Origin of the sequence: Serratia sp. CY40230 (assembly GCF_052168835.1) — a bacterium.
GTDB lineage: Bacteria > Pseudomonadota > Gammaproteobacteria > Enterobacterales > Enterobacteriaceae > Serratia > Serratia nematodiphila.
In genome coordinates this window covers 132,409-152,821 of record NZ_JBJNLX010000007.1, presented here as the reverse complement: position 1 = coordinate 152,821, position 20,413 = coordinate 132,409, and the positions used below count along the sequence as shown (strand labels likewise).

The window sequence follows — 20,413 nt, the reverse complement described above, 5'->3', positions numbered from 1 at the left end:
TAACTTGGCAAGTTGTGACTTGATAGGACATAATTTGTCTAAGTTAAGTCCTTTGAGGTCTCACATGATCGATTTACGTCAGTTGAAATACTTTGTGGCGGTGGCGGAAGAAGAGCACGTCGGCCGCGCCGCCGAACGGCTGCACATTTCCCAGTCACCGCTGAGCCGGCAGATTTCCCAGCTTGAGGAGCGCCTCGGATTGATGCTGTTCGAACGCAATCAGCAGCGCATCCGCCTGACCGCCGACGGCCAGACGTTTCTGGCCGAAACCCGCGCGCTGTTGACGCACGCCACCCGGCTCGAGTCGCTTGGGCGCCGTCTGGGGCGCGGGGAAGACGGCGGGCTGTGCATTGGCTATATCGAAAATGCGATGCACTCCGGCGTCTTGTCGAACGCCTTGCGGTCGCTGCGGGTGTCCCGGCCGGATGTGCACATCGTGCTTTACAGCCAGCCTTCTTCCATGCAGCTGGAAGGGCTGCGGCAGCGTAGCCTGGACGTGGCGCTGGTCAATACGGCGCCGGATCGCGACGATCAGGATTTGGACTATACGCAGGTGTTGGACGATCGCATGTTGCTGGCCCTGCCGCAGACGCATCCGCTGGCGGACAGGGAAACGCTGCAGCCGGCGGATCTCACCGATCAGGCCTGGATCTCGGTGATCCACAAAGAGGATGCCCATTCGCGCGACGACTTCGTGGCGGCCTGCGTGAAGGCCGGGTTCGATCCGGATATTCGGCTGGAGGCGGGCGAGCCGCTGACTGCGTTGGGGTTGGTCGCCGCCGGGTTGGGGATGACGCTGATCCAGCACAGCCTGCGGCATAACGCGCCGCAAGGCGTGGTGCTGCGCGAGCTGCCCTGGATGCAATACACCACGCAGCTGTGGGCCGTGTGGCACAAGGCCAACCTGCGCCCGCTGGTCACCCATTTCCGCGAAGTGATGTCGGCCGGGCCGGCCTGCCACTGACTGCGCGGCGGTGTCCGGCCCGGATGGCGCCCGCTACGGCGCAGCGCGCAGGGCCGCGACGATCGCCGCCAGGTCGGCGCGTTGCTCGTCTGCCAGCGCGGGCTGCGCCTGCTCGGCATTTTCCGCCAGCAGGGTCTGCAGGCCGATCAGCCAGTCATAGATATAAAATGCGGTATTTTTGGTTGGCGTCGGTGCCAGCCGGGTGAGCCGCTGCTGGCCGCTCCAGTCCACCGCCGGCTGCGGCGGTGGGGTAAAGATCGGTTGGCCGGGATTGACGCGGCTCTCGGGGCGCATTGCCGCATCGCGCCGCTGGAAGCCGAGCCAGGCGACGAAGTCGCCCAACAGCGCCAACGCCTGGCTGATCTGCCGATCTTCCCCCTGTTCCGGCAGGCCGCCGGCGCACAGCGCGCGCTCCAGCTCATCATCGAGCCGCTGGCGGCAGGCGGCGCCGATCAACGCATCAACCAGCAGTTCGAGATGCGGTTTGTCGACGCCGAGCAGATCCAGCAAGCGGCGGCTGTCCGGCAGGCTGCGCAGATGGTTGATCCAATCCGCGAATATCCGCGCGGCAAAGGGTGACGTGGGGGGCTCGCCGGGCGCCGGGGTTTCCGGTGCGCCGAACAGATCGATGTCGAGCCCGAACGGCGCAGGCGTAGCCGGGGTCGGCGCGGCGTGCTGCTGTTGCTGGTAAAGCTGGCGCAGCGTATCGCGCTGGGGCAACAATCGTTCCAGCAGTTCGCCGTGGCGGCCGGCCTGCGCCTGCAGCGCGCGCAGCAGCTGTTGGGCGCGTTGCTGGGTCGCGTATGGATCGGCGGCGGTGAGCCAGTTGCCGAGCAGGCTTTCCGTCAGCTCGCGCTGCAACTCTTCGCGCAGCTCGAGCAGGCGCGCTTGCTTGTGGGCCGGGCGCGCCTGTGCGGCCAGGTAGTTCACCATGCGGCGGCAATCCTGCTCATCCAGCGCCAGCAGTGTGGCCCAGCTGTCACCGGGTTCGCCGACCTGGCGCTGAACGGCGTCGTCAGGGCGCGGTTTGCCTTCCTGGCGTGGGTCGAACGGCGTGATCGCCCAGATTAAACCGGGTTTGCGGCGCTGGCGCAGCGCCGGGGTTTCCCCCTGGGTGTGGTCGACCCAACCGGCGAGCGCCTGGCCGATGCGCGCGGCGTCCTGCGGCGTGGCGGCGGCATCGGCCACCAGCAGCAGGTTGGCGTGCAGGCCGTCCGCGCAGCGGGCCAGCAAATGGGCGCGTTTCGCCTGTTGCAGCCGCTGCGTCGGTTCCGCCTGCGGGCGGGCGCAGCTGCCGGGCAGGTCGATCAGCGCCACGTCGGCGGGCAGGCCCGCCTGCGCGGTTTGCGGCAGAACGGTGGTGACTTCGGCGGTCAGCCAGACCAGATCGCTCAGCGCGATCTCCCGTTCACCGCCGTGTTCGGCCATCACGACGATTGCCGTGTTTTCCGGTGCGGCGCTCGCGGTCAGCAGCGTCAAGGCGCGGCGCGGGGCATGAACCTGTCGGCTGCCACCGAGGGCATGCAGCGTGTGTGCCAGCTGGCGATAATGCGTCGTCAGCGTCGGTTCCTCTCCCCACAGCGGCGCAAACAGGCGCGCGCGATCGTCGATGCTCAGCTGCGGCGCCAGCGCCACGGCCTGCGGCCAGAAATGCCTGTCCAGCGTCTGTTGCCCCTTGTCGCCGTGGCGGCGTTGGCTATCCCACAGCGCCAGCACATCGCCGTCGCTGAGGCCGTCGGGGGCGATGGCTTGGCGGTGGCGCGCCAACGTTTGCAGATGGCCGGCGATCGCGCGGGCGTCCCAGTCCAGCCGGAAGCCGCCCATCGCGGCGGCATCGAGCGTGATGGCCAGCCACTGCGCTTCATTGAGCAGGGCGAGGGCGATCGGATACTCGGCGGGCCCCGCCTCGGCCGCCGTGCAGTAGCGCACCGCGAGCGAAAGGTCCGCGTTGAAGTGCTTTGCGCCAGGCGCCAGCGCCGCCAGCAGATGGGCCTTGGCGGCGGCGTTGTGGCCATACAAACCGATGGCGACCTGCGCAGGGCATGTGTTTTCCAACCGTGCGGCGCGGTTATGGCAACGGCGCAGGCGCAGCGTCAGGCGATCGGCCTCCCGCTCCAGGCGGGGGGATTGCCGGCGAGCGGCGTCCACCCAGCCGATAGCTTGCAAAATGCCGGCGCTGAGCGCGTTATTCGGAGCCGCAGGGGTGAAGGTTTGCGTGTTCATCGTGGGTAAATGCTCCCGCTGTCTATCCAGTAGTGGGTCGCGCCGGAGGCGCTGGCAGCCAGGGTATTGAGTTTCAGTTGCAGGTGGTGCGCCGGGACGGGGCTGCCGTCGGCCAGCAACGCCTGCGCGATCTTGACGCTTTCGGCACCCTGTTCGGCGCTGGCGGTGATGGCCAGCCGCAGGCTGATCACCGCATCGCCGGCCAGTTTGCGCGCCAGCTGGGCATCATTGATGGTCAGCGTATAGAGTGGCGAGGCCGGCCAGCGTTCGTTGTCCAATTGGCGGAACCCCAGACGCAGCGGGCCGCGCAGCTGGAAGCTGCCGGCGGGATCGAGCGCGAAATCGGCGCGATCCAGATCGATGTCGCGGTAATAGACGTTATCGTCCGCCAGCATGTTGTTACCGTCCAGCATGCCCAGATAACGAATGGTGGAGTAGGGCTGGAAATCCCCGACGTTGAAGTAAAAGCTCTCCAGCCGCAGGTCGATCGCCAGCAGGCACAGCATGGCGCCCACCGCGGCGGTGGATTTTGGGTTGTCGATGCGGCCGCGTTTGTTGAACGGGTACCAGCTGCGGGTGTGATACCCCTCGAGCGGCAGAATACGGCTGGCGGGCAGCGGCTGCAGATGGCGCAGCAACGCCTGCACGCCGGGAAAACGCGCCGGGCGGCCGGTCAACAGCAGTACGTCGCAGGTATACAGCGCCACCACCTCGGCCAGCAGGCGCAGGCAGCGGCCGATGCCGATGCGATCGGACAAGAAGGCGGCGTGCAGATCGGCCAGGCGGATCACCAGCGGGGTGTGCAGGATATCGAAGGCGTTGCTGTCGGCTTCGCGCTGCACTTCGCCGTTGATAAACGCCAGCACCTGCGGCGTCGGCGGCTGCGGCAGCAGATCGCCCAGGCTGGCGGCGATTTCCGCCCGGTTGTCCAGCGGGTCGTATTCTTCATAGGCGCCGAGCAGCGCGCGTCCGGCGGGCATGAAGATCTGCAGCGCGGCCTGCTGACGCAGGGTGGAAAGCCCGTCCATGCGCCCTTCGTTGCCGAACAGCCTGTCCATCAGCGCCGGGGCGGTGCTCACGCCGGCGGCTTCGAATGCCTGCTGCACGGCGGGCAGGATAAACTGCTGGATGGCGTCCAGCAGGATATCGTCGCCGGCGACTTTAAAGCCCTCGCGGAACAGCAGGCGCGGGTTGATTTTGATGTTGTTGCCCACGCCGTCGTCGAGCGAATAGTGCGTGATCGCCAGATCCGTGGTGCCCCCGCCGATGTCGATGGAGGCGATACGCAGCGTTTTTCCCGCCTGCTCACCCGGCGCCAGCGGCCGGTCGGGCCGGGCCATGGCGGCGAAAAAGGCGTCGGTGCGGCCGGCGAAGTTCACCTGGGTTTCGTTGTACAGATAGACCATCTGACCGCAGGTGGCCTCGTCCCACTCCATCTGCACCTGCGGCGCCGGGAAGTGGGCGTGCGCGCCGTCGAACGGCGCATCCTGCGGGTGCCAGCCGAGGGCCTTCCACACCAGCCCGATCGCCTCCTGCATGCGGCGGCGGAAGATCTCGCGCTCCGGTTTCGGCATCGCCGAAGGCAGCGTCAGAATGATGGCGCGCAAACGGCGCGGCGCGGCGGCGTTCGGCATGCGGCTGCGCTGGGCGATGCTGTTGATCTGCATCAGCGCCTGCGCCAGCAGCTCGCTCAGCATCAGCGTCATCACCGCGCTGCGGCTGTAATGGGCGGCGAACACCGGCAGCCGTTGCGCCGTCGGCAGGGCGGACAGCGGCACGCCTTCGTCGTTGATCAGGGTGGTCAACGGCGCGGCGGCGGCCATCGGCTCGTGCCGCTCGTTGAAGCGCCAGCCGGGCGCATAGCGCTCCTCGTCCCACAGGTAGCGGCGCGGGCTGGAAATGCCGGTGGTGCCTTCATGGCCTGTTCGCCGCTGCGCCAGCTGCGCGGCTTCGCGGCCGACGCGGGTGATGGACGGCCACTGGAAGGCGTCGTCGCGCCCGCTCTGGAACGACAGATGCGGCTTGCCGAAGCTGGCCTGAGAAAACTCCACCCGGCTCTCGAACAGCTCGTTGTAGACGCGGTGCGGTTCAGACAGCGAACGCAGCTGCAGCTCGTAGGTTTGCTTCAGGCCGTTGCTCTCTTCCGGGTGGTCTTCGACCAGCACGCCGCAGGTGTGCGAGTTGCCGACGTCCAGCACCAGATCGACGCCGATCGCCGGTTGCTGCAGCGTTGCCGCCACCATTTTTATCTGCGGCACCGCCAGCTGGTGGCCGAGCATGTGCAACAGGTTGAGGTAGTGCGCCTGATACTCGAAGGTTTTCAGCCCGGCGTTGATCTCCGTCTCGGCGCGCTGTTCCCGCTCGGCGGCGCGCTGGCTGAACGCCTCGCGCAGCCAGCCGTCCACCCAGGTCAGATCGAGAAATTCGCCCAGCTCGTGGTTGCGGTGCGCCAGCGCGAAGCTCAGATCGGCGCCGAGATCGCTTTCGCCCGGCGCCAGCGCCTCCTGGCCGGGCGTGGCGGCGCGAGTGTCGAAGGCCAGCACCACGCGCAGCAGGTTGCCGTCCTGATCCGGTTCATCCAGCTGCACCACCTGCAGGCGCGCCCAGTTGTCCGGGCCCGACAAAAACAGGCCCGCCGGGGTGTGGCGCAAGAAGGGCAGCGGCAGCCAGAGCTTATCCAGCAGGCGCAGCGACTGCTGCAGCGGGTAGCTGAACTCCGGCCGCACCACTTCGGCGGCCTGGTCGCCCACGGCCGGCAACTGGTATTTGCCGCTCTCGGCCTCCCATTGCAGGCGCAGCAGCGGGCCGCTGGCGGTCTTGCGCACGAATTTGCCGGGAAACTCGGCGTCCAGCAGCGGGGTCAGGGCAAAGTCCAGAAACTGAATGCCGCTGTCCTGGATCAGCGTAATGCCGTGTTTGTAGTCCGTAAGAGGTGCCAGCATCATTTACTCTCGCGCTTGAACGTCATGGGATAGGTGGTGTCCGCATCGTAGCGGCCGGTGCACTCTGCCGCGCCGGTTTCGCCCTGGCGGCAGACGATCTCCGGGATCTGGTAGCGGCTGCCGTCGCTGCAGCGCGCCTTGGTGCGGCTGTTGATCACCAGATTGCCGGACTGCATCAGCCCGGCTTCGACCGCCACCCGGCAGCTGACGCCGTCGCCGTAGGCGATGACGGCGCTGCCCTTGCCGCCGTTCAGACGGTATTGCAGACCGGGGCGCTTGCCGGTAATCGGGTCTTTCAGCGCCACCGTGGCGCGCCATTTGCCGTTAAGGAAACGGGTGGAACCGGCCTTCACCGCCTCGGGCGGCAGCACCAGCGCATTTTTGTCCAGCGGTTGCGGGATGGCCGGCGCCGGGGGCGGCGGCATCAGCGTCGCGTGCGCCAGCGGCAAGCGCAGCTTGGGCAACGGCGCGGCGGTTTTTTTCGGCGGCGCCGGATGCCGTACCTCAGCCGGTATCGCCGGTTGCGGCGGCGGTGAGCGGTGCAGCCAGGCGGCCAGCGCCGCACTGCCAAGCAACAGTACGGGCAACAGCCAGAGAGCGTGGCGCCGGCGAGCGGCAGGGGATTCGATAGGCGCTGCCGGGGCGGGCGCCGGTTCGGGCTCGGCGGCCGGGGCCGGTTTTACCGGTTCGACAACCGCTGGTTTACGCGGAGCGGCGGCGATCGGCACCGGTTTTTCCACTTCGACTTTCATCTCTGCTTCGATCGGGCGCAGGCAGGCCAACGGATCGTTCGGGCTCTGCGCCTGCGGCTTGATAAAGCCCCAGAAGGTCAGCACCGGTCGATCGTCCACCAGGTAAACGTGGTTGGGGTCGGGTATGTGCATCGCTTTGGCCAGCAGCGCGCCGAACAGGCGATGGCTGGGGTGATCGGTCGCCAGGGCCTGTTCCGTCAGGCTGCGGAAGGTCGTCAGGCAGTGTTCCAGGTGCCGTACCGCCTGCGCGCGCTGGGCATCGCTCGCCGCCAGCCAGGAGGTGACTTTGCCGGGGAAGGGCGCATACCAGTCGATGCGGGTGCCGCTTTCGTTCGGCTGGGGGATCGCCAGACAGTCGGCGGCCTGCTGCTGCCGGCGAAGGCGCAGGGTTTCCCGCAGCTGCTGCGCGCAGGCGTAGACCGGTTGCCCGTTCTCGCCTAAAGCCAGCACATCATCCAAACTGCCACTGCGTAAGAAGGGTTTCACCACGGCGCCGCACCTTGTCCTGTTCTACAAAAACGCATAAAAGTCCATGATACCCCGCAGGCAGGGCCGCCAAACGGCCAAGGACAGCCCGAAAAACGCCCTTCTTTGGCGTTAGCGGCGCGCTTTGCTAACCGGCACAGTAAAAATTTCACTATCTGGACCTGTCTGTGAACCGCTTTATCTGAAAAATAGAACGCAGCCCCGGCAAACGAGCCGGGCAACGATGTTCTCTTTCACTATGACATCGCCTCGCGGGTTGCCGATTTCGGTATGCCTCAGGCGTGCGGAGCGTTCACATGACGGACAGTCAGTCTGCAAAAACTCTCGTTGTTACCCCTGCACATCCCGCCGCCGGTCATTCGGCCCAGGGCTGGATGAACGGTTTTCTTGGCATGATGATCTTCAGCGGCTCGTTGCCCGCCACCCGGGTGGCGGTGCTGGAGCTCGATCCGCTGTTTCTGACGGCGGTCAGGGCGGCGATCGCCGCTTTGCTGGCCCTGTGTGCGCTGCTGATCACCCGGCAGGCGCGGCCGACGCGGGCCGATTTGCCGCCGCTGCTGTTTGTGGCGCTTGGCGTAGTCATCGGTTTTCCGCTGCTGACGGCGCTGGCGCTGCAGCACACCACCTCGGCGCATTCGCTGGTGTATATCGGCCTGCTGCCGCTGGCGACCGCCGGTTTTGGCGTTTTGCGCGGCGGAGAGCGGCCCAAGCCCGCTTTTTGGGCTTTTTCAGGCGTCGGCGCCGTGCTGGTGGGCGCTTTCGCGTTGAGCCAGGGGAGCGGCGGCGCCTGGCAAGGGGATGCGCTGATGGTCGGGGCGGTGTTGCTGTGCGGCCTGGGTTATGCCGAAGGGGCGGTGCTGTCGCGCCGGATCGGCGGCTGGCAGGCGATCTCCTGGGCGCTGGTGGTCGCCTTGCCGTTGACGCTGGCGGCCACCTGGCTGGCGGCACCGGCCGCCTGGCCCGTGGTCAGCGGCGCTGCCTGGCTGTCGCTGGTTTACGTCTCGGTGTTCAGCATGTGGATTGGGTTTATTTTCTGGTATCGCGGCCTGGCGCAGGGCGGCATCGCCGCCGTCGGGCAGTTGCAGCTGCTGCAGCCGTTCTTCGGCCTGGCGCTGGCGGGCTGGCTGCTGCATGAGACCGTCCAGCCGATGATGATCGCCGTGATGGCCGGCGTGGTGGTTTGCGTGTTCGGCGCCAAACGTTTTTCCCGCTAGGCGCCGCTGCCGGCGCAGGCCAGGATCACCTGTCCGAGCCGTTCCACCGCCTGTTGCACCTGGCGGTCGGCGTAACCGCCCAATCCCAGCACCAGGCCCGGCTCACCGTGGCCGGGCGCATACATCGGCGACACCGCCCGCAGCGCCAACCCGGCTTCGTTGGCCAGCAGGGCGACCCGCACGTCGTCGAGATCTTTTCTCAACCACAGCACCATGTGCATGCCCTGATCGCAGGGCTGCACCACCGCTAGCTCGGCCGGGATGTACGCGTTGATCGCCTCGATCAGCACCCGACGCTTCTCGGCGTAGACGCCGCGCATTTTGCGGATATGCCGGTCGAGATACCCTTCGGCAATAAAGGCGGCCAGCACGTATTGATCCGCGCTGGGTGGATGGCGATCCATCAGGATCCTGGCGCCGCAAAAGGCGTCGACCAGCGGCGGCGGCACGACGGCGTAACCCAGCCGCAGCGAAGGGAACAGCACCTTGCTGAAGGTGCCGAGATAAAGCGTCCGCTCGGGTGCCAGCCCCTGCAGCGAAGGGAACGGGTGGCCGGCGTAGCGCATCTCGCTGTCGTAATCGTCTTCCACGATCCAGGCTTGCCGCTCTCTGGCCCAGGCCAGCAGGGCGCTTCTTTTCGCCATGCTCATCGGCATGCCCAGCGGATACTGATGCGACGGCGTGACAAAGGCGGCGCGGGCATTGGCGGCCAGGCGCACGCCGGCGGCGACGTCGATGCCGTCGTCGGCGACGGGCACCCTAATCATGCGCCGATCGCGGAACAGGCTATCGAAAATGGCGGTAATGCCGGCGTAGGCAGGATCTTCGACCCAGGCGCTGTCGCCGGCATCCAACAGGATCTGCGCGGCCAGATACAGGCCCTGTTGGGTGCCGGAGGTGATGAGGATTTGCTGCGGCGTACAGTTTACCGAGCGGGAACGGCGCACATAGTCGCAGATGGCTTCGCGCAGCGGCAGTGCGCCCAGCGGATCGCCGTAGCCCGACGGCGCGCCGGGGCCGCGGGCGCGGATGCGGTTGCCGAGCCGCCGCCAGATATCGTCGGGCGCGGTATCGCCGATTGGCACTGACACAGTGAACGGCACCGGCGGCAGCGCCCGCGCCTGCGTGGCAAAGCGCGCCAGATGCTGCGCCTGTGAAGAAAGCGGAACCGCTACCGCCGAACTCGCCTGCGCCGTGGCGTGCGGCGTGCGGCGCGGCGCCTGATAGTGGGCGACCCGGGTGCCGGAGCCGGGCTGCGGTTCGAGAAAGCCTTCCGCCGTCAGCTGAGCAAAGGCTTCCAACACCGTGCCGCGCGCCAGATCCAGCGCCGCCGACAGCCGGCGCGTCGAGGGCAGCAGATCGCCCGCTTTCAGATCGCCTTTGTGAATGGCCCGGCGCAGGGCCTGCGCCAGCTGGTGGCTAAGCTGCCCCGCCTGGCGGTCAATCTCGCCGAGGGCGGGGACGTCAACGACTTGGGCTGTTCTGGGCATGGATTCCGGTCCACATTAAAAAAAGAAATCGCTTAGGCAGAGTAAACCACTTTATCCCGCCATGCATGCGTTGCCGAATTCGCGGTGCCGCGGCATGGCGATTGTTTCAGCCTCGCCATAATTTAGTGACGCCTGACTGTCGATATAGAGGAGGTAATGTTGCTGATTCCTTGTGCCTGTCGGCGTGGCGACTGTTTTCATCGCGGACGTAGAGCATTTATATCGCGAGCGGCGTTGAATGTGATTTGCCTGAGTGAACAGGATCAGCGCTGAATAAAGCGCACGATAATAAACGATGTGAGGAGGGTCGCGGCAAATGAATAAGCTCGAGAAATTCTCCCCGGATAGGGCGCGTGACGATGATTCGTGAACGTAGCGGGGACCGGCTTTTGCCCTGTAAGAGTCTAAATACGGTTCATTAATGGTGTAAATGTTAATTTTTGGTGTTTATGTTTGTTAATTGGCGTTTTGGATGAAATTTAATTCTATTTAAATTATTAAAATTTATCGAAAGTATAAGTCAGATATGCTGCTAACTATTAATTAAATCTATTTTTTGTTCATTAAAATCTATTTTTACTCATTTGGTGTTATTTTGTTCTGAATTATATTAAAAAATCAACATATACATCTGAAAAGGTGTTTTTATCTGTATCATTGCTCCAGGTCATTCAAACGAGGAGAGAGGCGCTGATGGCGCGCAGAGAACAGGCTCTCAGCGTTGTAATGCGGAATGCTGATGAGAGGTTGGGTCTAAAAAAAGTAACGCTTTTTTAGGTTTTTGAAGTTTTCAGCTAGTTTATCCGAAAATGCAGAGTGAAAGACTCACCGCTAAAAGAATGACGGATTTGATATTTTTTTCTGATAACTTTATTGCCTTGGTCAAAAATAAGGCGAGGCCGAACTTTAATGGACATTAAATCTGTTTTATGACGTTTATGGTCATTATGGCTGATTAGTTAGCAGGGATTGTCTCAGAGTGTTCTGAAATTATAATGTCATAGCGATATTATGATTATGAGTTATTTGTTTTTTATTTTATCCAGGGAATGACATGATGGAACGCAATCTTTTTGGTTTTATCATCGATAACGATATACAACTCGATATCGCTAATAAGCGGCTGGTGCGCATTAATTCTTTATCGCCGGAAAAACTGGTGTTATTTAGTGCCGTGACGCTCAATGATGCCATGGTGCGGCTGCTGGTTTTTTTGCTGATTCAATATGGTAAAGGCCGGCAGCTTTCGAAGAATGAAATACTGAAAAAAGTCTGGGATGAAAATCATTATTCTTCGTCCAGCCAAAAACTTTGGCAAACCATTAAAGAGCTGAGGATACGGCTCGATGCCATCGGTTTGCCGCACGACTTCATAGTGAATGTGAGGGGGTCGGGTTATACCCTGAATAATCCTATCGTTATACCTTTGTTCTACGAGTGAGCTTATTGAACGTGCGTTGCATGAAATAACGTATTGCTCAAGGAGCTCGTTCCCGCTGGCTATCACCTACGGAAATAGAACGCGTTATAATTAAAATCATCAGGAGTATATATGAAAAAGACCTCCGTAATAGGATTGGCCTTGCTGGGCTGCGTTGGTCAGGTGCAAGCCGCCAGCACCGGGACGATCAATTTTAGCGGCACTGTATCTACGATGACCTGTGATGTACGGGTCAATGGGCAGGAAGCCGATGGTAATGTTGCTTTGCCGGCTGTAAGCGAGAGTCAGCTGAGCGTGATGAGCTGGACTGCAGGTCGCACGGCGTTTGAGCTGAAGTTGAATAATTGCCAGGGCGCCTTGAAAACCACGACGGCGTTCTTTGAAGCTGGCCCCGGCGTGGATTCAAGCGGACGCCTGCGCAACCTTACGGGCACGGCGAAAAACGTCGTGCTGCAGCTGCGTGAAGGCTCCGGAGCGCTCAATCCGATCGTAGCGGGCAGTCAAAACCAGATAGCGAACGCTACCTATTACACCATCACCAATGGCATGGCGACCCTGCCGTATACGGTTGAATATTATGCCATGGGCGCCGCGACCGCCGGCTCGGTGGTAAGCAACGTCGTATATTCACTGCAATATAAATAACCCGTATTCCAAGGGGGGAGTTTCCCCCTGTTTCTCTGCTATTTATTGGGGCGATTATTATGAGCAGACAGGCTCGTATTTTATCGCAGGCTTTCTTGCTTGCAGTTATTTCTCTTTTTTCGACAATGACATTTGCCAGCGTGGTGATTAGCGGTACGCGCGTTATTTATTCCTCGGAAGCGAAGGATGTCACCGTTAAATTGAACAATGTCGGTAAAGCGCCGGTATTGATTCAAAGCTGGATCGATGACGGTGATATGACGGCGAAGCCGGAAAATATCCGCGTGCCTTTTATTTTGACGCCGCCGATTAATCGCGTCGATCCGGGCAAAGGGCAAACCTTGCGCCTGAGCTATACCGGGGCGGCGCTGCCGATGGATAAAGAAAGCGTTTTCTGGTTGAACGTGCTGGAAATCCCGGCCAAGAAACAGCTCAAAGATGATGCCAGCCTGCTGCAAATGGCTTTTCGTTCGCGCATCAAGCTGTTTTTCCGTCCGGCGGGCTTGAACGGCGACGCCAATGACGCGGCGCAGAAAGTGACGTGGTCTGCCGCGCCGGGCGGCGTGAAGGCGTTCAACCCGACGCCGTATTTCGTCTCGTTGGTGAGTTTGGCCGTCAATGGCAAGGAAAGTGAAGGGCAAATGATCGCGCCGCATTCCTCGCTGATGTTTAACGGTATGCGCGCCGCCGCGGGAACCCAGATCGCCATTGAATTCGTCAATGACTACGGCGCTGTCAATAAATTCGATGCGCTGGTGAAGTAAGCGAAGCACATCGCCATTTAATGCCTCATCGGCAGCAGCCGAACCTTGCGGAAAAAAGTTCATGACCGAATATGTTAGCGTTGCGCATGGCCTTCGCACGGCCTCTGCGCGCTTAACGCCGGCGGCGCTGTGCGTGCTCGGCGCATTAAGCGGTGCTCAGGCGTGTGCCGACGACCGTGCGCCGCAGGCCATCGCCGGAAAGGTCGAATTCGACTCGTCGTTTCTTAACCTGAGCGATCGCGCTGGCGTCGATCTGGCGCGCTTTGCGCGCGGGGCTGCCGGGCTGGCCGGCACGCATCGGGTGGCGTTGTTTATCAATGACGAGGCCTTTGGCAATAAAGAAATCGAATTTCGCAGCCGCGCCGATGAGAGTCTGTATCCTTGCCTGACGCCGGCTATTGTCAATAGCATCGCTTTTAACGACGCCGCGCTGCCGGCGGGAGCGCTGGCGCCATTGGCGCAGGGTGAACCCTGTTTTAATCTGCCGCGGCAGATCCCTGATGCGCAGATCAACTTCGACAGCGGCGAGCAGCGGCTGGATATCGTGGTGCCGCAGATTTATATGCGCAAGGCCGCGCGCGGCAGCGTTGACGCCGCGCAGTGGGACAGCGGCGTCTCGACGTTGTTTCTTAATTACAACTTGAACGGCTATTCCAGCACGTCTCGTGGAGCGGACTATAACTCCGTCTACGCCGGTTTGTCCGGCGGGGCCAACCTCGGCGCCTGGTATTTGCGCCATAACGGTGCCTATAGCTGGACGCAAAACGGCATTTCGCAATACGACAGCATTAACACCTTCCTGCAGCGCGATATTCCGCCGCTGAAGGGCAGAGGCGTGATCGGCCAGGCGAACACCACCGGCCAACTGTTCGATACGCTGGCGTTTAACGGCGTGCAGCTGGCCAGCGATGAGCGCATGCTGCCGGAATCGCAGCGCGGCTATGCGCCGGAAATCCGCGGCATCGCCAGAAGCAACGCGCAGGTGACCGTGCGGCAAGGGGGGCAGGTCATCTATCAGACCTCGGTAACGCCGGGGGCATTTCTGATCGACGATCTGTATCCCACCGGTTACGGCGGCGATCTGGAAGTGACGGTGCGTGAAGCCGATGGCGCGCAAAGCGTCTTTACTGTGGTTTATGCGGCGGTCACCCAACTGCTGCGACCAGGCGCCAATCGGTACGAAGTCGTTGTTGGCAAGGCCGACAATGACAGCCTGCGGGAAAAGCCCTGGCTGTACCAGGCCACCTACCAGCGTGGTTTATCCAATGCGTTCACCGCCTACGGCGGCCTGCAGGCCGCCCGAGATTATCAGGCCGTGCAGTTGGGTGGGGCCGTCGGTTCCTCGCTGGGCGCACTTGGTTTCGATGTGACGCAGAGCGATAGCCGTCTGGGCCGCGAGCGGCGTCAGAGCGGGCAGAGCTATCGGCTCAGCTACAGCAAAACCGTGAATGACATCGGCAGCAGCCTGTCGCTGGCCGCTTACCGATTCTCTACCTCCGGCTATATGGATTTCATGACCGCTATGCAAACGCGCGACCGGCTGAGGCAAGGCGGCGGAGAGGGCGATATCGCGCGCGCGCGCAATCGGGTGACGTTTTCCATTTCGCAGGGGTTGGCGTCTGGATGGGGGCAGCTGTATGTCAGCGGCTCTGTGCAGGATTACTGGAATGGGCAGGGCAGCGACAAGCAGTATCAGTTGGGGTATAGCAACAGCTATAAAGCCGTCACCTACGGGTTGAACATGACGCGCAGCCAGGCGAGCAATGGCCGGACGCAAAACAGCTATCTGCTGAATTTCAGCCTGCCGTTAGGGCGCCGTGACAAGGCCGGCACGCCGCAGCTGCGGCTCGGACTGGCGCATGACAGCGACGGGTTATCGAGCCAGCAGGCCACCCTCTCCGGCAACCTGGGGGCCGACAGTCGGTTCAGTTACGGCATGAGCGCGATGAACGCCAATCGCAATGGCGGCAGCGGTTCGGTAAACGGTCAGTATCGCAGTCAGGCGGCGCTGCTCAGCGGCGCTTACAGTTCCGGTAAAGGCTACCGCAGCGCCTCCGCCGGGCTAAGCGGCACCGTCGTGGGGCATGCCGGCGGCGTCTCGTTCAGCTCTTACGGCTCGGAAACGTTCGCGTTGGTGGAGGCGAAAGGGGCCGAAGGCGCCAGCGTCTCCGCTTATCCAGGGGTGTATGTGGATGCGCAAGGCTATGCGTTGGTGCCGTATTTGACGCCGTATCAGCTGAATGAAATCAGTCTGGATCCCAAGGGCAGCGCCTCTGACCTTGAAATGGATGAGACCATGCAGAAGGTCGCGCCTTATTCCGGCGCAGTGGTGAAAGTGAAATACAACGCCCGCCAGGGCTCTCCGATTCTGATCGATACCGCTGCCGCCGGTGCGCCGGCGCCGTTCGGCGCCGAAGTGCTCGAAGAAGGCGGCGCCGTGGTTGGCGCCGTGGGGCAGGGCGGGCTGGTTTATGCGCGCGTCGCTCAGGACAGGGGGGCGTTGCGCGTTCGCTGGGGGGCGGATCGCGCTGCGCAGTGCGCCCTGAATTACGTGCTGATGCCGCAGCAGAAAGGCGGTCAGCCGGTGTTGCAGCGCTTTAGCGCGCCGTGTCGCAGCGGCGTTGGCGCAGAACGATGAGACCTATTTTTTGCTCGGGAACGCCGTCGGGCACGGCTGCAGCGACGGCGTTTCAGCGCACGGGAGAGAATGAGATGACACAGAAAAACCGCCAGGGCATTTGGCGCGGCATCGCCTTGTTGGCGCTGTTGCTGGCTCAATCGGCGTGGGCCGACTGTTATTACAGCGATAAATCGGACGTTAAAAACGATCTGAATATCAATGCGCCCATTGTATCCGGCAATATCACCGTTGGGTCCGAAGTGGCCCGGGGCGCTACGCTGTATACGCAAAATTTTAACCCCACTTTCTGGAGCGTGTACGTTGAATGTTCGACGGCGCAGCCATTCGTCGCGATAGACATGGGCTATGAGCCGCCGCCGCATCCTCTGTCGGAGTGGAGTGGCGGTTTTGGCAAGGTTTATCAGACGGGCGTACCGGGTGTTGGCGTGTTTATCGATAACCACACTTTGCCCTTTACCCTACCGTACTCGTCACAAAGCACGGAGAGTCATACCCTGTATGGGTGGTCGTCGAATCTTTTTAAATATCGTATTCGGCTGATAAAAACCGGCGATATTCAACCCGGCACCATCACCGGCGCCGATCTGCCCTGTCTGGTGACTCGGGTTGGTCCGGTTGTGTCCCCCTTTACCGCGATGCGGCTTTGCTTTACCGGCTCTATCAATATCGTAGCGCAAACCTGCACCACGCCAGATGTTTTCGTTGCCATGGGGAACTACGAAACGGGCGCCTATTTTAAAGGACAGGGGAGCGTAACGGAGTGGAAAGATGCGTCCATTCATCTGTTGAATTGCCCACGTTTTTACGGCACCACAAGCACCTATTATTCCGACAGTGGGGCGGGCGGGATAACTTCGTCTACACCGAATCGGATAGAGGTATCGTTAACGCCTAATACCGACATCATTGACAGCGATCAGGGCATACTGTCGCTCAAAAAAGGCGCCGGTAGCGCAGACGGTATCGGTATTCAGCTGGCCTACAATTTTGGCGGTGTGCGGCAGTGGGTGAAATTTGCGCTCACCATGACGCGTGAGATGCCGAATTCAGACGCTACGTCGTATACCATTCCGTTGCAGGCCCGCTATATCCAAACCGAGCCCACGGTCACGCCGGGTGCCGCCGACGCAACAGTGACCTTTAACATCAATTATTATTGAGTGGGCGGGCTGGTCAACTCAGCCCGCGCTGATTCAGCAGCACTTTATTCAGCTCGCTGTTTTTTCGCACGTTCAGCTTGCGCATCGCCGAGCGTTTATGGGCGCTGATGGTTTTCTGGCTGCGCTGCAGCAGGCCGGCGATGCTGCAGGCGGACATGCCGCTGCTCATCAACCCCAACACCTTTTTTTCGCAGTGGCTGAGTGCGGCGATGCGGCAGGCCTGGCATTTCCACATGCCGGCGGCGTGCAGCGCCATCCACGGATGCTGGATAAATTTCTCCAGCGCCATCTGCAATTTGAGGCGGATGGCGTAGGCCGAATCGCGCCGATGGATGCTGAACAGCGGCGGCAGGTTTTTCACCTGTTGCTGGGTCGTGTCGTCGAGGATCAGCAGGGTCAGCTGCCGCTGGCGCGGGATGCCGTAGGGGCTCTGGTAACAGCAGGCGCAGCCCCAGCGCTCTTCCGGCGTGCGGAACACGATTTCGATGTTATCCAACGCCTGCAGCGCCAGCGGCGAGAACTGCGGGTACCGGCGCTGGCATTCGTTCAGGGAGTGCAGATAATCCTGCAGCAGCAGACGCAGCCCCTGCTGGTAGAAGTTATCGCTGTCGAACAGCGTGAAGCGAATATCTGGCATGGGTGCCTCCTTAAAAGGCCGCGCCGGAGCGAACGGTGACGGCCCATTGCCGGCGATTGCGCGCCGGGCGTTTTCCTGATTTCCCTGGGACGGTGCGGGGCTTATTGGTACGCCAGCACAAAATTGGCGACGGACGTGAATTCGCCTTCGGTAATGCTTTGGTTCTGAATCGCGCTCGGCCGCCCTTGTACATAGGCGGTGAAGTTCAGGTTGTTGGGGCCGTTTTGCAACGCGACGGCGCTGGTGGCCTTATTCAGAGAGATGTCCGCACCCTGATGATCGAACAGGGCGATGGCGGCGCCGTTCGCGCCGTTGTTGATCGCCAGCTTGCCCGGCAGCTCTCCGTCTTCGGCGCCGCTGAAGGTCACGCTGACGGATTTGAACACCGTGGTCTTGCAGTCGGTCAGCTTGATGCTGAACGGCACCGGCGTGGTATGGCCGTAGCGGTACAGGGTTTTGACGATCACCGTGCCCATCTCCACCAGCTGATCGGCGGACTGCGGTTCGATATTGCACGGGCGGCTCACCACGGTGCCGTGGAACTGCACCGGCGCGCCGATAAGCTCGGTGTTCGCCGCCGCCGGCATGGCGGCAAACCACCAGGGCGCGCAGCTCAGCAGCGCTAAAGCGCGTAGACGCATTTTCCGTTCCTCCCTCGGTTACTGGAATGCCGCCACGATGGTGGCCGATGCGTTGAATTCCCCTTCGCCGATCTCTGCGCCGCCGTTGGCGAGCGGCGCCGCCACCAGGTTCCAGGAGCCGCCGTTGCCGATGTTCGGCACCGGGTAAAACTCATTCGGGATAACCAGCTGGCCGTTGTGCGTCAGCCGGATGCCGAGATCGTTCTTGTCGGTTTTGAACACCTCGTTGCTGAAGGAGGCCGCCGTGCCCGACACCGCCAGCTTGATGTTCAGCGTGCCGTCCTCGAAGCTGCCGCCCTCGCACTGGAAGCGCACCGGAATGCTTTGCGGGTAGTTCGAGCCGTTGAGATCGCTGCCGCCGATCTCGCCAAACTCCACGTTGATCAACTGGCCTTCGTTCACCACGCATTTATCGGGCACGTAGAGGATTGCGGACTGGATAAACACCTGCGCCATCGGGTTGGGGCCGAAACCGCCGTCGGTCGAGCCGAGGCGGCCGTACATCTCGATGATCTGCCGATCGTTAATCTCAACGCCGTTAATGATCTTTTTGCGCACCCGGAAGGTGATCTTGCCTTTGGAGCCGCTGCCGTAGTTGTTGACCTGCAAGTACGGCGGCTGGCAGCGGTGTTGGCTCAGCAAATTCGATTCGTTGTAAAAAGGCACGGTGACGTAGGCGTTCTTGTTGCCGGCAATCCACACCTCGGCTTTTAAATCCAAAAAGTCATTCAGCTTTAAATAGCCGTTGCCGTAGTCGGAGGGGGGCAACGCCGAATCCGACTTGTAAAAGTGTGGGCTGGTGGGGATAGGGGTATCGCAATACACCTTGCCGGTATAGGTGCCACCCAGATCATAGGGAAACAGTTTGGTGAACCCCACCTGGTTGGTGATGTTGCTTTCATTCAGATCGATATAGAACTGTTTCGGCCCGCCGTCCGGCGTGACATAGCCGTTGGCCCAGGCGGCGGGGGCCGCCAGCGCGATCGCCAGCGGCAGGCAGAGTTTGGTCAGTTGAGTTTTCATTGCGTTCTCGAGCCTCACAGGTAAATCACCTGAATGTGCGCCACGGCGGCGAACCCGGCCGCCATCACTGCCCGCTGGGTGGATTCCACGCTGGCGCTGAACCACAGGGTGTTGCTGCCGGGCTGCAGAATGTAAGGGCGGCTGCGCTGATTCAGCTCCAGCGCCTGGCCTTGTTGGTCTTGCAGCCGCAGACCGATGCCCTGTACGCCGCCGTTCAGCTTCAGCAGCGACGGGTTGTCGACGTCGCTTTCGCCGAGAAACACCAGCGTGGCGGCCTGCTCACCCTGCAGGTAGAGGCGGCCGGCATCGCCGTTGCGCGGGCCGGCCGGGTTATCCGCCAGCGCGCGCGCGCCCAGCAGGCAATTGCGGAACGAGAGACGAAAACGCACCGGCGCACTGCGATCGCCGGCGTTGCGGAAGTCGCGTGCGCTGACGTCGCCCAGATCGACGGACTGATCCCGGCTGTCCGGCGTCAGGCTGCAGGGAGAGCTGAGCAGACCGCCGTGAAAGCTGACGGTGCCGGTGGTGCCTTCGATCACGCCCAGCGGCGTTGCCGCCAGCGCGCCGCCGCCGCACAGCAGTGCGCCGAGCAGCAGAGGGCGCAGTCGATCGGTGAATTCAGCCATGCTGGACCTCCTTATTTTTTCTCGGGCACGGCGGTGCAAACGCTGCCGTTGCAGACGAAGCGCAGCTCGGGGTGGCCGCCGTAGTCGTTGATGTAGGTGATGACGAAGCTGTTCATGCCGGTGTCGTGCAGCTTGAGGCTTTCGCTGGATTTCGGCTTCAGCATCAGCGGCTGAAAACCGCCGATCGCGCCGCCGCCCTGTTTTTGCGTCTGCCGCGTCATGCCGGTCAGGGTGATGTAAAACGGCGTCGGGTTGTCGACGGTGATGGCGCTGCCGCTTTTACGGAACACCAGCTTTTCCTGCCACACTTCACCCTTGGGCGCGACAATCGCCTTCGGCCGGTAGAACAGCTTGATCTGCGTCTGCAGCGCCAGCTGCATCACGTTGGTTTTGGTGCTTTTTGGCGGGATCTCGCGCAGGTTGAAGTAGAACACCGACTCGCGATCCTGCGGCAGGCGATCCGCTTCCGGCGTCTTGGTGATGCGCACCACGCTGCGCTCGCTCGGCTCCACGCGCTGCAACGGCGGCAGCACCACCAGCGGCGAGGTGATTTTCTGATGCTGCTCGTTCTCCAGCCAGGACTGCGCCAGGAAAGGCAGCTCTTTGTTTTCGTTGACGATATTCAGGCTGATCGATTTGGCGTCGCTCACATAAACGGCGCGCGTGCGATCCAGCGATATCGCCGCGTCGGCGGTGGGCAGTACGGCGCTCAGGGCCAGGCCGGCGGCGGTCAGTAGCGTTATCGGGTGTTTGTTCATGTCATT

General features: G+C 61.9%; 16 protein-coding genes. 7 read left to right on the top strand and 9 right to left on the bottom strand.

The genetic code is table 11. The annotated features are described in order from the left end of the window. Positions 1-64 precede the first annotated feature (64 nt). Positions 65-964, top strand: coding sequence for a LysR substrate-binding domain-containing protein (locus ACJ8IJ_RS22230; protein WP_015379354.1), 900 nt, complete (start codon positions 65-67; stop codon positions 962-964). Between the two features lie 33 nt (positions 965-997). On the opposite strand, the gene ACJ8IJ_RS22225 is transcribed toward ACJ8IJ_RS22230, so the two are convergent. The 3 genes from ACJ8IJ_RS22225 to ACJ8IJ_RS22215 are packed head-to-tail and all read right to left on the bottom strand — an operon-like array spanning position 998 to position 7,370. Further along, a complete protein-coding gene (locus tag ACJ8IJ_RS22225; protein ID WP_442518923.1) occupies positions 998-3,187 on the bottom strand; it encodes a virulence factor SrfC family protein in 2,190 nt (729 codons plus the stop codon). After that, complete coding sequence (locus ACJ8IJ_RS22220; RefSeq protein ID WP_325962829.1) at positions 3,184-6,129, bottom strand: virulence factor SrfB; 2,946 nt, start codon at positions 6,127-6,129, stop codon at positions 3,184-3,186. The genes ACJ8IJ_RS22225 and ACJ8IJ_RS22220 overlap by 4 nt, the downstream gene beginning before the upstream one ends. Beyond that, the gene (locus tag ACJ8IJ_RS22215) at positions 6,129-7,370 is read right to left on the bottom strand and encodes an SrfA family protein (RefSeq protein WP_033645629.1); all 1,242 of its coding nucleotides are present in this window, start codon (positions 7,368-7,370) and stop codon (positions 6,129-6,131) included. Before ACJ8IJ_RS22215 ends, ACJ8IJ_RS22220 begins: the two co-directional genes overlap by 1 nt. Before the next feature lie 293 nt (positions 7,371-7,663). Here ACJ8IJ_RS22215 and ACJ8IJ_RS22210 point away from each other — a divergent pair, with 293 nt between their 5' ends. Continuing rightward, the gene (locus ACJ8IJ_RS22210) at positions 7,664-8,581 is read left to right on the top strand and encodes a DMT family transporter (protein WP_015379350.1); all 918 of its coding nucleotides are present in this window, start codon (positions 7,664-7,666) and stop codon (positions 8,579-8,581) included. On the opposite strand, the gene pdxR is transcribed toward ACJ8IJ_RS22210, so the two are convergent. Beyond that, a complete protein-coding gene (gene pdxR / locus ACJ8IJ_RS22205; RefSeq protein ID WP_442518922.1) occupies positions 8,578-10,071 on the bottom strand; it encodes a MocR-like pyridoxine biosynthesis transcription factor PdxR in 1,494 nt (497 codons plus the stop codon). The genes ACJ8IJ_RS22210 and pdxR overlap by 4 nt on opposite strands. 1,054 nt (positions 10,072-11,125) lie before the next feature. On the opposite strand from pdxR, the gene ACJ8IJ_RS22200 reads away from it, so the two are divergent. From ACJ8IJ_RS22200 to ACJ8IJ_RS22180, 5 genes are all read left to right on the top strand, one after another. Beyond that, positions 11,126-11,512, top strand: coding sequence for a winged helix-turn-helix domain-containing protein (locus ACJ8IJ_RS22200; protein ID WP_154871826.1), 387 nt, complete (start codon positions 11,126-11,128; stop codon positions 11,510-11,512). 111 nt (positions 11,513-11,623) lie between these two features. Then, positions 11,624-12,157 (top strand): fimbrial protein, encoded by a 534-nt coding sequence (locus ACJ8IJ_RS22195; protein ID WP_442518921.1) that lies wholly within the window; start codon positions 11,624-11,626, stop codon positions 12,155-12,157. Between the two features lie 59 nt (positions 12,158-12,216). After that, positions 12,217-12,921: a fimbria/pilus periplasmic chaperone gene (locus ACJ8IJ_RS22190; RefSeq protein WP_440484824.1), complete on the top strand. Its 705-nt coding sequence runs from the start codon at positions 12,217-12,219 to the stop codon at positions 12,919-12,921. Between the two features lie 61 nt (positions 12,922-12,982). Further along, positions 12,983-15,559: a fimbria/pilus outer membrane usher protein gene (locus tag ACJ8IJ_RS22185; RefSeq protein WP_442518920.1), complete on the top strand. Its 2,577-nt coding sequence runs from the start codon at positions 12,983-12,985 to the stop codon at positions 15,557-15,559. A gap of 74 nt (positions 15,560-15,633) precedes the next feature. Further along, positions 15,634-16,722 (top strand): fimbrial protein, encoded by a 1,089-nt coding sequence (locus tag ACJ8IJ_RS22180; protein ID WP_165491298.1) that lies wholly within the window; start codon positions 15,634-15,636, stop codon positions 16,720-16,722. Between the two features lie 13 nt (positions 16,723-16,735). Here the strand turns inward: ACJ8IJ_RS22180 and ACJ8IJ_RS22175 are convergent, their stop codons facing one another. The 5 genes from ACJ8IJ_RS22175 to ACJ8IJ_RS22155 form a co-directional block, all read right to left on the bottom strand. Next, positions 16,736-17,359 (bottom strand): LuxR C-terminal-related transcriptional regulator, encoded by a 624-nt coding sequence (locus ACJ8IJ_RS22175; protein ID WP_176326528.1) that lies wholly within the window; start codon positions 17,357-17,359, stop codon positions 16,736-16,738. A 101-nt stretch (positions 17,360-17,460) separates the two neighbouring features. After that, positions 17,461-18,000 (bottom strand): fimbrial protein, encoded by a 540-nt coding sequence (locus ACJ8IJ_RS22170; protein ID WP_015379347.1) that lies wholly within the window; start codon positions 17,998-18,000, stop codon positions 17,461-17,463. 18 nt (positions 18,001-18,018) lie between these two features. After that, positions 18,019-19,023, bottom strand: coding sequence for a fimbrial protein (locus tag ACJ8IJ_RS22165; protein ID WP_049186522.1), 1,005 nt, complete (start codon positions 19,021-19,023; stop codon positions 18,019-18,021). A 14-nt stretch (positions 19,024-19,037) separates the two neighbouring features. Next, on the bottom strand, positions 19,038-19,649 hold the full coding sequence (locus tag ACJ8IJ_RS22160; protein ID WP_004930909.1) for a fimbrial protein: 612 nt from the start codon (positions 19,647-19,649) through the stop codon (positions 19,038-19,040). Positions 19,650-19,660: 11 nt separating this feature from the next. Continuing rightward, positions 19,661-20,407 (bottom strand): fimbrial biogenesis chaperone, encoded by a 747-nt coding sequence (locus tag ACJ8IJ_RS22155; protein WP_004930906.1) that lies wholly within the window; start codon positions 20,405-20,407, stop codon positions 19,661-19,663. Positions 20,408-20,413: the final 6 nt, after the last annotated feature.

Excerpts from the sequence above, each read along its gene's own strand:
- ACJ8IJ_RS22190 (WP_440484824.1), top strand. The coding sequence starts at position 12,217 with ATGAGCAGACAGGCTCGTATTTTATCGCAGGCTTTCTTGCTTGCAGTT.
- ACJ8IJ_RS22230 (WP_015379354.1), top strand. The coding sequence starts at position 65 with ATGATCGATTTACGTCAGTTGAAATACTTTGTGGCGGTGGCGGAAGAA.
- ACJ8IJ_RS22220 (WP_325962829.1), bottom strand. The coding sequence starts at position 6,129 with ATGCTGGCACCTCTTACGGACTACAAACACGGCATTACGCTGATCCAG.
- ACJ8IJ_RS22210 (WP_015379350.1), top strand. The coding sequence starts at position 7,664 with ATGACGGACAGTCAGTCTGCAAAAACTCTCGTTGTTACCCCTGCACAT.
- ACJ8IJ_RS22195 (WP_442518921.1), top strand. The coding sequence starts at position 11,624 with ATGAAAAAGACCTCCGTAATAGGATTGGCCTTGCTGGGCTGCGTTGGT.
- ACJ8IJ_RS22160 (WP_004930909.1), bottom strand. The coding sequence starts at position 19,649 with ATGGCTGAATTCACCGATCGACTGCGCCCTCTGCTGCTCGGCGCACTG.
- ACJ8IJ_RS22185 (WP_442518920.1), top strand. The coding sequence starts at position 12,983 with ATGACCGAATATGTTAGCGTTGCGCATGGCCTTCGCACGGCCTCTGCG.
- ACJ8IJ_RS22200 (WP_154871826.1), top strand. The coding sequence starts at position 11,126 with ATGATGGAACGCAATCTTTTTGGTTTTATCATCGATAACGATATACAA.
- pdxR (WP_442518922.1), bottom strand. The coding sequence starts at position 10,071 with ATGCCCAGAACAGCCCAAGTCGTTGACGTCCCCGCCCTCGGCGAGATT.
- ACJ8IJ_RS22175 (WP_176326528.1), bottom strand. The coding sequence starts at position 17,359 with ATGCCAGATATTCGCTTCACGCTGTTCGACAGCGATAACTTCTACCAG.
- ACJ8IJ_RS22155 (WP_004930906.1), bottom strand. The coding sequence starts at position 20,407 with ATGAACAAACACCCGATAACGCTACTGACCGCCGCCGGCCTGGCCCTG.
- ACJ8IJ_RS22180 (WP_165491298.1), top strand. The coding sequence starts at position 15,634 with ATGACACAGAAAAACCGCCAGGGCATTTGGCGCGGCATCGCCTTGTTG.
- ACJ8IJ_RS22225 (WP_442518923.1), bottom strand. The coding sequence starts at position 3,187 with ATGAACACGCAAACCTTCACCCCTGCGGCTCCGAATAACGCGCTCAGC.
- ACJ8IJ_RS22170 (WP_015379347.1), bottom strand. The coding sequence starts at position 18,000 with ATGCGTCTACGCGCTTTAGCGCTGCTGAGCTGCGCGCCCTGGTGGTTT.
- ACJ8IJ_RS22165 (WP_049186522.1), bottom strand. The coding sequence starts at position 19,023 with ATGAAAACTCAACTGACCAAACTCTGCCTGCCGCTGGCGATCGCGCTG.